At 58.2% G+C, this 11,642-nt stretch carries 10 protein-coding genes; 6 read left to right on the top strand and 4 right to left on the bottom strand.

Annotated features, from left to right (window positions below; all coding sequences use genetic code 11):
• Positions 1-31: 31 nt before the first annotated feature.
• From cheY to AB1748_RS12535, 5 genes are all read left to right on the top strand, one after another.
• Complete coding sequence (cheY, locus tag AB1748_RS12555; protein WP_010258559.1) at positions 32-421, top strand: chemotaxis response regulator CheY; 390 nt, start codon at positions 32-34, stop codon at positions 419-421.
• Between the two features lie 9 nt (positions 422-430).
• A complete protein-coding gene (gene cheZ, locus AB1748_RS12550; protein WP_111139804.1) occupies positions 431-1,072 on the top strand; it encodes a protein phosphatase CheZ in 642 nt (213 codons plus the stop codon).
• Between the two features lie 193 nt (positions 1,073-1,265).
• Positions 1,266-2,417 (top strand): flagellar biosynthesis protein FlhB, encoded by a 1,152-nt coding sequence (flhB, locus tag AB1748_RS12545; RefSeq protein WP_111139803.1) that lies wholly within the window; start codon positions 1,266-1,268, stop codon positions 2,415-2,417.
• Positions 2,410-4,503, top strand: a complete 2,094-nt coding sequence (gene flhA / locus AB1748_RS12540) for a flagellar biosynthesis protein FlhA (RefSeq protein WP_111139802.1) — start codon at positions 2,410-2,412, stop codon at positions 4,501-4,503. The genes flhB and flhA overlap by 8 nt, the downstream gene beginning before the upstream one ends.
• On the top strand, positions 4,503-4,895 hold the full coding sequence (locus AB1748_RS12535) for a flagellar protein FlhE (protein WP_293771345.1): 393 nt from the start codon (positions 4,503-4,505) through the stop codon (positions 4,893-4,895). The genes flhA and AB1748_RS12535 overlap by 1 nt, the downstream gene beginning before the upstream one ends.
• 494 nt (positions 4,896-5,389) lie before the next feature.
• Here AB1748_RS12535 and AB1748_RS12530 read toward each other — a convergent pair whose 3' ends face one another.
• The 3 genes from AB1748_RS12530 to argS all read right to left on the bottom strand — a co-directional run bounded on the left by AB1748_RS12530 (position 5,390) and on the right by argS (position 9,253).
• On the bottom strand, positions 5,390-6,388 hold the full coding sequence (locus AB1748_RS12530; RefSeq protein ID WP_293771342.1) for an aldo/keto reductase: 999 nt from the start codon (positions 6,386-6,388) through the stop codon (positions 5,390-5,392).
• Between the two features lie 150 nt (positions 6,389-6,538).
• A complete protein-coding gene (locus AB1748_RS12525; RefSeq protein ID WP_111139799.1) occupies positions 6,539-7,441 on the bottom strand; it encodes a LysR family transcriptional regulator in 903 nt (300 codons plus the stop codon).
• Between the two features lie 81 nt (positions 7,442-7,522).
• Positions 7,523-9,253 (bottom strand): arginine--tRNA ligase, encoded by a 1,731-nt coding sequence (gene argS, locus AB1748_RS12520; protein ID WP_111139798.1) that lies wholly within the window; start codon positions 9,251-9,253, stop codon positions 7,523-7,525.
• 647 nt (positions 9,254-9,900) lie between these two features.
• Here argS and AB1748_RS12515 point away from each other — a divergent pair.
• Positions 9,901-10,461, top strand: a complete 561-nt coding sequence (locus AB1748_RS12515) for a VOC family protein (RefSeq protein WP_111139797.1) — start codon at positions 9,901-9,903, stop codon at positions 10,459-10,461.
• On the opposite strand, the gene AB1748_RS12510 is transcribed toward AB1748_RS12515, so the two are convergent.
• The gene (locus AB1748_RS12510; RefSeq protein WP_111139796.1) at positions 10,458-11,603 is read right to left on the bottom strand and encodes a MalY/PatB family protein; all 1,146 of its coding nucleotides are present in this window, start codon (positions 11,601-11,603) and stop codon (positions 10,458-10,460) included. The two genes, AB1748_RS12515 and AB1748_RS12510, sit on opposite strands and share 4 nt — an antisense overlap.
• Positions 11,604-11,642 lie beyond the last annotated feature (39 nt).

Here is an 11,642-nt window from a genome sequence, read left to right as displayed (position 1 = left end):
TCCTGCCGGGCGAGACAACTCAGGAGTAGATATGGCTGATAAAAACATGCGCTTTTTGGTAGTAGACGACTTCAATACGATGCGTCGTATTGTACGTAACCTGCTGAAAGAGCTGGGCTTCAATAACGTAGAAGAAGCGGAAGATGGTGTGGATGCCCTCGGCAAACTGAAAGCGGGTGGTTTCGACTTCGTGATTTCCGACTGGAACATGCCAAACATGGATGGCCTGCAGCTGCTGCAGACCATTCGTGCCGACGCGGCGATGAGTTCACTGCCAGTGTTGATGGTCACTGCGGAAGCGAAGAAAGAGAACATTATCGCCGCCGCCCAGGCGGGAGCCAGCGGCTATGTCGTGAAGCCATTCACGGCGGCTACCCTGGAAGAGAAGCTGGGTAAAATTTTCGAAAAACTGGGCATGTAAGGAGATGTGATGAGCGACCTTCCGAAACCAACGATGGATGCCTCGGCACACGACATCATTACCCGCATTGGCTCTCTGACGCGTATGCTGCGCGACAGTCTGCGCGAGCTGGGACTGGATAAAGCCATTGCCGATGCGGCTGAAGCCATTCCTGATGCCCGTGATCGTCTGGACTACGTTGTACAGATGACCGCGCAGGCCGCCGATCGTGCGTTGAACTGCGTTGAAGCAGCACAACCTCATCAGGATAAAATGGAAGCCGGGGCAACCCAGCTGAAAAAACGTTGGGATGAGTGGTTCGAGAACCCAATCGAGCTGAGCGATGCGCGTGAGTTGGTGACGGATACGCGCGCATTCCTCACCGATGTTCCCGAGCATACCTCATTTACCAACAAGCAACTGCTTGCCATTATGATGGCGCAGGATTTCCAGGATCTTACCGGCCAGGTTATCAAGCGCATGATGGATGTGATCCAGGAGATCGAGCGCCAGCTGTTGATGGTGCTGCTGGAAAACATGCCAGAAGTCAGCGCCGAGAAGCGTCAGGAGGGCACCAGCCTGCTGAACGGTCCGCAGATCCACGCCGATGCACCAGGCGTGGTCGCGAACCAGGATCAGGTTGATGACCTGCTGGACAGCTTAGGATTCTAATCCTCCGATCGCCCGCCTGCGGGCGGCCGATCGGCCAGCGGTTAAGCAATACAGGGGCACCCCGACGGTGGCCCCGTTCCGCATTGTCAGACTCATCCCCGAAAGAACGCCTGTTTTCCCCATCTTATCCCCGCTTTGACTTAAGCCAGATTTGGCATCCTATGCTCAGAATTCCTGCCAACCGAGGTTTGTCGTGTCTGAAGAAAGTGACGAGGACAAAACAGAATCGCCCACGGCCCACCGACTTGAGAAAGCGCGTGAAGAGGGCCAGATTCCGCGTTCGCGCGAACTGACATCCTTACTGATGCTGCTGGCAGGCATCATGATCCTGTGGATTGGCGGCAACATGATGGCGCACCGGCTGGCGGCGATGGTGGCCACCGGACTGCGCTTTGACCACGGCATGGTCAGGGACGATAAGATTATTGTCGGCCATATCGGCAGCCTGATTACCCAGGCACTGATGGCGCTGCTGCCGCTGATGGGCGGCCTGGTGCTGGTGGCGATCGCGGCCCCCATGCTGCTCGGTGGCATCGTATTCAGCGGAAAATCGATCAAGTTCGACCTGAAAAAACTCAGCCCGATGGCGGGCTTCAAACGCATGTTTGCCGCTCAGGCCTGGACCGAACTGTTTAAAGGCATCCTCAAAACGATCTTAGTCGGTGCCGTGGGCTGGTGGTACATCTGGAGCCACTGGCCCGAGATGCTCCGGCTGATCAGCGAATCACCGGTCACCGCGCTCATTCACGGCATGGAGATGATCGCGGTCTGCTGTTCGCTGGTCATGCTGGGGCTGGTCCCGATGGTGGGGTATGACGTCTTCTGGCAACTCTACAGCCACTTCAAAAAGCTGAAGATGTCGATGCAGGAGATCCGCGACGAGCACAAACAGCAGGAGGGTGACCCGCATGTGAAGGGGCGTATCCGCCAGCAGATGCGTGCCGCCGCCCGCCGCCGCATGATGGCCGATGTGCCTAAAGCCGACGTCATCGTGACGAACCCGACGCACTACTCGGTGGCGCTGCAATATAACGAGAAGAAGATGAGTGCGCCAAAAGTGATTGCCAAAGGCGCGGGTGAAATCGCCCTGAGAATTCGTGAACTGGGTGCCGAACACCGCATCCCGGTTCTGGAAGCACCGCCGCTGGCGCGTGCGTTATACCGTCACACTGAGATTGGTCAGCACATTCCCGGCGCGCTCTATGCGGCCGTGGCCGAAGTGCTGGCGTGGGTCTGGCAGTCGCGTCGCTGGAAGCGCGAAGGCGGCCTGATCCCAGCCAAACCTAAAAACCTGCCGGTGCCGGCAGAGATGGACTTTGCAGGAGAGAGCAAAAACGATGGCTAATAACCTGGCCGCAAAACTACGTTTACCGGGCAACCTGAAAGATATGCAGTGGCAGGTGCTGGCCGGGCCGGTGCTGATCATGATGATCCTGTCGATGATGGTTCTGCCATTGCCGCCGTTCATCCTCGATCTGCTGTTCACCTTTAACATCGCACTGTCGATCATGGTCCTGCTGGTGGCGATGTTCACCCAGCGAACCCTGGAGTTTGCGGCATTCCCGACCATTCTGCTCTTCTCAACCCTGCTGCGCCTGGCACTGAACGTGGCCTCCACCCGTATCATCCTGATGGAAGGGCATACCGGTGCCGCAGCGGCCGGTCAGGTGGTTGAAGCGTTCGGCCACTTTCTGGTAGGCGGTAACTTCGCCATCGGGATCGTGGTGTTTATCATCCTGGTCATCATCAACTTTATGGTCATTACCAAGGGTGCCGGTCGTATCGCCGAAGTGGGCGCACGCTTTGTGCTGGACGGGATGCCCGGTAAGCAGATGGCGATTGACGCCGACCTCAACGCCGGTCTGATCGGTGAGGATGAGGCCAAGCGCCGTCGTGCCGAAGTTACCCAGGAAGCGGACTTCTACGGTTCGATGGATGGTGCCAGTAAGTTCGTTCGCGGTGATGCCATTGCCGGGATCATGATTATGGTGATCAACGTCATCGGCGGCCTGCTGGTGGGCGTGGTTCAGCACGGGATGGATGCGGGACATGCTGCCGAGACCTATACGCTGCTGACCATCGGTGATGGTCTGGTTGCGCAGATCCCGGCGCTGGTTATCTCAACCGCAGCCGGTGTTATCGTGACGCGCGTTGCCACCGATCAGGATGTCGGCGAGCAGATGGTGACGCAGCTGTTCAAAGATCCGCGGGTTCTGATGCTCAGCGCCGGGGTGATTGGCCTGCTGGGTCTGGTGCCTGGTATGCCGAACTTCGTCTTCCTGCTCTTCACTGCCGCCTTACTGGGGCTGGCCTGGTGGCTGCGTGGCCGCGAAATGCAGCCGAAGAAAAAACCGGAAGTGACAGGCGGCATCACCAAAACGCCGGATACCCCCGCCACGACGGAGGCTTCCTGGACCGATGTGCAGCTGGAAGACACGCTGGGCATGGAAGTGGGCTATCGCCTGATTCCGATGGTCGATCATCAGCAAAACGGCGAACTGCTGGGCCGTATCCGCAGTATCCGTAAGAAAGTGGCGCAGGATGTCGGTTTCCTGCCGCCGGTGGTGCATATCCGCGACAATATGGAGCTGCCACCGGCACGCTATCGCATTCTGATGAAAGGCGTGGAGATTGGCAGCGGTGATGCCTATCCCGGGCGCTGGATGGCGATTAACCCCGGTACGGCGGCGGGTTCGCTGCCGGGCGAAGCGACGGTCGATCCCGCCTTTGGGCTGGCGGCGGTCTGGATCGATAGCGCGCTGAAAGAGCAGGCGCAGATTCAGGGCTTTACCGTGGTGGAGGCAAGTACCGTTGTGGCGACCCACCTGAACCATCTGATTGGTCAGTATGCCAGCGAGCTGTTTGGCCGTCAGGAAGCGCAGCAGCTGCTGGATCGGGTGACGCAGGAGATGCCGAAGCTGACCGAAGATCTGGTGCCAGGCGTGATTACGCTGACCACGCTGCATAAGGTGCTGCAGAACCTGCTGGTTGAGCGGGTGTCGATTCGCGATATGCGCACCATTATCGAGACGCTGGCGGAACATGCGCCGGTGCAGAGCGATCCGCAGGAGCTGACCAGCGTGGTTCGTGTGGCGCTGGGCCGCGCGATTACGCAGCAGTGGTTCCCGGGCAACGACGAGGTGCAGGTGATCGGTCTGGATTCCACGCTGGAACGCCTGCTGCTGCAGGCGTTGCAGGGCGGCGGCGGACTGGAGCCGGGCCTGGCCGACCGGCTGTTAAGTCAGGCTCAGGCGGCCCTGCAGCGTCAGGAGATGCTGGGTGCGCCGCCGGTGCTGCTGGTCAATCATCCGCTGCGGGCGCTGCTGGCGCGCTTCCTGCGCCGCAATCTGCCGCAACTGGTGGTGCTCTCTAATCTGGAGCTGAGCGATAACCGCCAGATCCGCATGACGGCAACGATCGGAGGCAAATAATGCGTGGGCTAATCCTGGCGCTGATGCTGCTGCCTCTGGCGGCGCAGGCGGGCGGCGGCGCATGGAACGCCAGTGCCAGCGGCCCGCCGCTGGCGAATCGCGGCAGCTGGCAGCGTTCGCAGCCGCTGGTTCCGCCTGCGGATATCGCGGGTGAGGTCAGCGTCATCAGCTGGCGTTATCAGCTGAGCCGACCGGCCCCCTCGGGACTGGAGGTGCGGCTGTGCGGTGAGCAGCGCTGCACAACGCTGGAGGGCGCCAGCGGCATCACGCGCGGGCTGGTTCACCTGAACGCCAGCGAAACGTTGCACATGGTGTTTGGCTTTGCCGGCAGCGGGGCGCTGCCGCCCGGATTACGGGTGGTCAGCAGCGAAGTGATGGTGAATTACGAGTAAGTGACGCTCTGCTGCCATCACCCTGCGCGAGTCAGCCAATAACGACAGCATTCCTTTTCATAATGGTGCGGGCTGCCACTCCTCAGGATACGCCCGCTTAACGCCCCTGTGCCGCCAGCGTGGCAGCGCGTTTTATGCCACCTGATTCTCTTTCTGCGTCATAAAGGTAGCCGGTTTACGGGTTGCCTGATCCATAGTTTTGCTCTCTTTATTCACTGAGCGGAAAGAGGGGATTTCATGCTGCCCGACCGCACCTGAAGCCGCGCATTACCTGTGCGTTTTATAACAATGTTTATCCAGAAAAGGCCGACGGCCTTGCCTTCGATTCATCTGAAGATCAGCCGCTGTTGCTCATTGACCCGGATCGAAGCGTACCCTTCAGGGGGCGGATTCAGCCTTTAATGTTTCTTAACATCGCCACCGGATCACCCCCTGTATCAGGGTGAAATGAGATCAACGCACCGCAGCACGGTGCGCTAGTGCGCCACAACTCCTCAGGCGTTAACGCCTTTCATGCCTTCTTCAGAGTAACGACCGCCTTTTATCTCCACCTGCTGATGGAGGGTGTTCAGCAACCGGATATCGTCCGCGTCCAGTATCAGATCGGCGGCTTTCGCATTCTCGGTCAGATAGGTCAGCTGTTTAGTGCCCGGAATCGGCACAATCTTTTCATACTGAGCCAGCAGCCAGGCGAGCGCGATCTGCCCGGTGGTCGCGTGATATTTTTCTGCCAGCGGCGTCATCACATTCAGCAGTCGCAGATTGTGGTCGAGATTTTCCTGGCGGAAGCGGTCATTGTTTTTGCGGAAATCGCCTTCGGCAAAATCGCTGTTCCTGCGGTATTTCCCGGTCAGAAAGCCCCGGCCCAGCGGTGAGTAGGGCACCAGGCCGATACCGAGTTGCTTCACCATTGGCAGGATCTGCTCTTCAATGTCACGCGTCCAGAGTGAATACTCCGTCTGCAGAGCGGTCAGCGGATGGACAGCATGGGCCCGCGCAAGCGTCGATGCGGCGGCTTCACATAACCCGATGCGGGCGATTTTTCCCGCCTGCACCAGACGGCTGAGGCACTGCATGCTCTCCTCAATCGGCGTCACCGGGCTGATGCGATGCAGATAGAAGAGATCGATACGTTCGACACCCAGCCGTTTCAGGGAGGCCTCGCAGCAGCGGGTAATGTAGTCGGGCTGATTATTGATGGTACGGGCATACGCCTCTTCAGCCGGGCGCTCAATACCGCATTTGGTGGCAACGCTGACGTTCAGCCGATCGGCCGGCCTCAGCCCGGACAGAAACTGCCCGATCAGCTGCTCATTGTGACCGCGACCATAGAGATCGGCGCTGTCGATAAAGGTGATGCCCAGGTCGTGCAGCGTGTTCAGCAGTTGCAGTGACTGACGGTCATCGGTCTGACCATAAAATTCGCTGAGCCCCATCGCGCCATAGCCGATTGCGCTGACTTCCAGATCCTGACCTAAGGTTCGCTTTTCCATTGTCTCTCCTCGTGAGTGAGCGGCGATTGTTCCACTCCCGCCGGTGACACTGAATTGCTCTTTGCGTTATGCAAAAAAGGTATCACCACGCAGGGCGGTAGCGAAAAGGGCAGCGACGGATTCTCTGCGCCACGCTAAGCGGCTGGGTGATCAGGGAGAGAGGTGGTGCAGGGCAGTGAGAACCGCCTCGCGCTTTTCATCAGCACGAATGGCGGCGTACACATCAATCGCCAGCGGCCCGCTGGCATCGGCGGTAAGCGGACGGTAGCAGAGTCCTGCCTGTTCAAAGGTACATTTCGACTGCGGCAGCAGGGCAAAGCCTTTGCCGCGGGCAATGTGCGACAGCATCAGCAGAGCGTCATCCGGCTCCCTGACGCGCCTGAGGGCAAAGTTCAGCGTGGAAAAGTAGCGCTCACATTTATCATAAAACAGCGGGTTGGCACTGCGCGTAAACCAGAACAGCGGCAGGTCAGCCAGCATCGCCAGCGAAACCTGCGCTTCCCGGCTGGCCGCGTGCGCGGCGGGTATCGCCGCCAGCAGTGGCTCGCGGCAGAGCCATACGTATCGCAGGCTCTCCGATCCTTTTTCGCCGGTAATGACCAGATCCAGGTTGTTTCGGATCAGGCTCTGCAACAGCTGGAGAGAGGTCTGGCTGGGCATCTCTATCTCATCGCGGGCGTGCAGCTCCGCAAGCTGCCGGCTGAGGGGCGCAATCCGTTCAATGTTCAGTGTCCGGGTCAGGCCGATGCGCACACGGGAAGGCGCGGGCTGTGCCTCCTGCTTCAGCGCGCTCAGCGCACTCAGGATCGCTTCCGCTTTCCCCACCAGAGCCTGGCCCGCATGGGTCAGCGTCACAGCATGCGTATTGCGATCAAACAGCGCCTGCCCCAGCAGACCTTCCAGACTCTGAATCTGTCGGGTCAGCGGCGGCTGCGTCATGCTGAGCCGTTCTGCAGCCCGGCGAAAGTTAAGCTCGTGCGCGACGGCCAGGAAACACTGCAGCTGCTTAATCGAGGGAAGGTGACTGCTGATAAGGTGCGTGGCTACAGACATCAGGTCATCCGGCGGCTGAGAAGGAGGCGATAAGAAGGGCAGGATCAAAAACGGAGAGGGGAGTCCTCTCCGTTTCCGGGATTACATGCGCTCGACGGTATCGATGCCCAGCGTATCCAGACCCTGCTTCAGCGTTTTCGCAGTCAGCGCGGCCAGTTGCAGTCGGCTCAGACGGATGGCCTCTGATTCGGCACTGAGGATCGGGCAGTGCTCATAGAAGCCCGAGAACAGCCCGGCCAGATCGTAAAGGTAGGCACACATGACGTGCGGCGTCCCGTCACGCGCCACCTGCATGATGATCTCTTCAAACTGAAGCAGACGTGTAGCGAGCTGCGCTTCGCGCTCTTCGCTAATTACGATCTCCGCATCCAGCGATCCGGCGTCGATGCCCGCCTTGCGGAACACGGAGAGCACGCGGGTGTAGGCGTACTGCATGTAAGGCGCCGTGTTGCCTTCGAAGGCCAGCATATTGTCCCAGTCGAAGATGTAGTCAGTCGTGCGGCTCTTGGAGAGGTCGGCATATTTCACCGCACTGATCCCCACCACTTCGGCCAGCGCTTTCACTTCCTCTTCGCTCATCTCCGGGTTCTTCTCACGCACCAGCGTGTAAGCACGCTGCCAGGCTTCATCCAGCAGATCGGCGAGCTTGATGGTACCGCCGCTGCGGGTCTTGAACGGACGGCCATCTTTGCCCAGCATCATGCCAAACGCGTGGTGCTCCAGCGGCACCGATTCCGGCACGTAGCCCGCTTTACGGACGATAGTCCAGGCCTGCACCAGATGCTGGTGCTGACGGGAGTCGATGTAGTAGAGCACGCGGTCGGCTTTCAGGGTTTCATAGCGGTATTTCGCACAGGCGATGTCCGTGGTGGTGTAGAGATAGCCACCATCCTTTTTCTGGATGATGACGCCCATCGGCTCACCTTCTTTGTTCAGGAACTCATCCAGGAACACCACCGTCGCGCCTTCACTCTCGACCGCCAGGCCTTTCTGCTTCAGATCGGCGACGATGCCGGGCAGCATATCGTTGTAAAGGCTTTCACCCATCACATCGTTGCGCGTCAGCGTGACGTTCATTCGATCGTAGATTTTCTGGTTCTGACTCATGGTGATGTCAACCAGCTTCTTCCACATCTGACGGCAATATTCATCGCCGCCCTGCAGTTTCACCACGTAACCGCGCGCGCGCTCGGCAAATTCAGGATCTTCGTCATAGGTGCGTTTGGCTTCACGGTAGAAGCCTTCGAGATCGGCGAGCGCCATCTCGGCGTGATCTTCATTCTGCTGCTTTTCCAGGAACGCAATCAGCATACCGAACTGCGTACCCCAGTCGCCGACGTGGTTGGCGCGGATTACATTGTGACCCAGAAACTCCAGCGTACGTACCGCCGCATCACCGATGATGGTGGAGCGGACGTGGCCGACGTGCATCTCTTTCGCCACGTTAGGCGCAGAGTAATCCACCACAATGGTCTGGGGTTCAGCCAGCTGCACGCCCAGACGCGGCAGCGTCAGCGCTTCGCGGGCATGTTTTGCCAGCCAGGCGTGGTCAAGAAAGATATTGATGAAGCCCGGGCCGGCGATTTCAACTTTACTGGCGATACCGGTCAGATCGAGGTGCTGGATCACCGCTTCCGCTAACTGTCGCGGAGCCTGTCCCAGCTTTTTCGCCACGGCCATGATGCCGTTAGCCTGATAGTCTCCAAACTGAACCCGTGCGGACTGACGAACCTGAGGTTCGCAATCGGCGGGCGCGCCGGCTAAAACCATTGCCTGACTGACTTTTTCGGAAAGAAGTGCCTGAATATTCACCGCGTTACCTTCATGTGCTGAACAACGCCCTGCCTGCGAAGCCGGGCTGTCATCATCCTGCCTGAACAGACCGCGTCACCGGAACAGCGAAACGGACAGGTCAGACAAAACGGAAAAAAATGAGGGGAAAAGTATACGTGAAATGTCAGTGGGCGTCAGTAGTTGGATGAAGTGGGGAAACAGAGCTGAATAAGATGTTTCCCGGAGGCATTAACGGCGTCGTAAGTGACGGCGAGGATTCTTTACGCTTTTATCTTCACGCACCTTCCAATGGCGGGAAATTGCAAATCCCATCAGTGCGATAAGGACAGCGACAACGATGAGCATAGACATAGAGCCATTCCTTTTAGTTGTGTTAGGTCAAATTTATAGGAAGGCAGGGAGGGCTGCAATTGTTTCGTCTTCAAATAAGAGTTATCTTATTGTATCAAAGAAGTCTATATAAATCATTTGCTTATGCTGCATTCATCAAGCAATTCATGGTCCTAAACAGAAGATAAATCCGAAATGAAAGATGTTATTATAAGGTTTTGCGTTAAATTTCCGGGCAAATAAGATGAATCTTATCATTATGTAGCGCCAGGCAGGCGGCGCACAATAAACCAGACTGATTATAAATGCTAAACAAATTATGAGGAATCGGGATAGTGGAAAGATCTTTTCCGGCAGAATTGGATGATTTAAAGACAGATTTAGCGCGTTTTGAAGAATCGTTGCTGAATTTTGCGCAGCGACTGGGTGTACGCCTTAACGATCTGGAAATTGACCATATTGCCGTGCGTTGTCATCAGGAGACGACCGCGATGCGCTGGCAGCAAGGCTTGCAGCAGATGGGGCATCAATTTTCGGCCGCCACGATCAACGGACGGCAGATTTGCCTGTTTAAGCTACATGATCCACTGCGGGTGGCCGATCGGGCGATCGATGTGGTAGAGCTGCCCTGGCCGGGTGAAAAACGGTATCGTCACGAGGGCTGGGAGCATATCGAGGTAGTGCTGCGCGGCGATCATCAGACGCTGGGGGTACGCGCCATGGCGTTACTCTCTGACGAGGCCCTGACGCAGCCGGGTATCTCCTTTAAAACCAGCTCGCCACAGGGCGAAAATGAACGCCTGCCCAATCCGACCCTGGCGGTGACGGACGGGCAGACGACCATTAAGTTTCACCCGTGGCGGCTGGAAGAGATTGTCGCCAGCGAACAGGCCTAAATGCGGGCGGCCAGCGCGCGCTTCAGGCGCGCAACGGCCTCATCCAGCAGCGCACGGGTACAGCCGAAATTGAGCCGCACAAACTGATCGTTGCCAAACTCGCGTCCGGCCGTCAGGCCGAGTCCATATTTTTCAAAATAGAGTGCCGGACTGGCAACGTTCAGCGCGCTGGCGTCGATCCAGGCGAGATAGGTCGCCTCCGGTGAGGCGACGCTCAGGCCGTTCATCTTGTTGACCTGGGAAACCAGCCAGTCGCGGTTGCTGCGCAGATAGGCAATCTGGGCCTTAAGCCAGGGTTCCCCCTCGCGCCAGGCGGCCGCCGCGGCCGTGATCGCCAGAATATCCACCTCCGGCACAATGCCGCGCCGCAGCCGGTTAAAGCGGGCACGCAGCTCTGCGCTGGGGATAATGGCGATGGAGGCACCCAGCCCGGCGATATTAAAGGTCTTGGAAGGGGACATCAGCGTGACGCTGCGCTGCGCCGCATCCTCACTCAGTGAAGCAAACGGAATATGCTGAACGCCTGGCTCCAGCAGCAGATCGCTGTGTATCTCATCGGAACAGACGATCAGATCGTGCTTCTGCGCAAATTTCAGCTGGGCTTCCAGCTCCTCGCGACGATAGACGGTGCCGCCCGGATTCTGCGGGTTACAGAGCATTAACAGCCGCTCTTTTCCGGTCAGTGCATCTTCCGCGCTCGCCATATCAGGCAACCAGCGGCCCTGCTGCAGCGTCAGAGGCAGGTTGAGCTGACCCCGCTCGGCCAGTCTGGCGGCACCGCGAAACGGTGGATAGATAGGCGTGGGCGCAATGGTCAGCTCATCAGGGGCGGTAAACGCCCGCACGGCCAGGTTAAGCCCGCTGACGACGCCCGGCAGAACCACGATCCACTCGGGATTAACGTGCCACTGATAGCGCGAGGCGAGCCACGACACTGCGCTGTCGATAAAAGCCACTGGCGTATCGCCATAGCCAAAAATCCCATGCTCAGCGCGGGTTTTAATCGCCTCGATCACACAGTCAGGCGATCGGAAATCCGTATCGGCCACCCACAGCGGCAGAATGTCCTGGTCCGCATATTTGTTCCATTTCAGGCTATCGCTGTGACGACGGTCTATCCGTTGGTCGAAATTGAATGCCATAGTTAACTTTCCCGGTAAACTCATTCCAGCAGCCAGACT

Source organism: Pantoea sp. Ep11b, assembly GCF_040783975.1.
Classification (GTDB): Bacteria; Pseudomonadota; Gammaproteobacteria; order Enterobacterales; family Enterobacteriaceae; genus Pantoea.
The sequence above is the reverse complement of the archived record's forward strand: the minus strand, read 5'-3'. Positions and strand labels throughout refer to the sequence as shown.

Excerpts from the sequence above, each read along its gene's own strand:
- AB1748_RS12530 (WP_293771342.1), bottom strand. The coding sequence starts at position 6,388 with ATGGAAAAGCGAACCTTAGGTCAGGATCTGGAAGTCAGCGCAATCGGC.
- AB1748_RS12510 (WP_111139796.1), bottom strand. The coding sequence starts at position 11,603 with ATGGCATTCAATTTCGACCAACGGATAGACCGTCGTCACAGCGATAGC.
- flhA (WP_111139802.1), top strand. The coding sequence starts at position 2,410 with ATGGCTAATAACCTGGCCGCAAAACTACGTTTACCGGGCAACCTGAAA.
- AB1748_RS12535 (WP_293771345.1), top strand. The coding sequence starts at position 4,503 with ATGCGTGGGCTAATCCTGGCGCTGATGCTGCTGCCTCTGGCGGCGCAG.
- cheZ (WP_111139804.1), top strand. The coding sequence starts at position 431 with ATGAGCGACCTTCCGAAACCAACGATGGATGCCTCGGCACACGACATC.
- AB1748_RS12525 (WP_111139799.1), bottom strand. The coding sequence starts at position 7,441 with ATGTCTGTAGCCACGCACCTTATCAGCAGTCACCTTCCCTCGATTAAG.
- cheY (WP_010258559.1), top strand. The coding sequence starts at position 32 with ATGGCTGATAAAAACATGCGCTTTTTGGTAGTAGACGACTTCAATACG.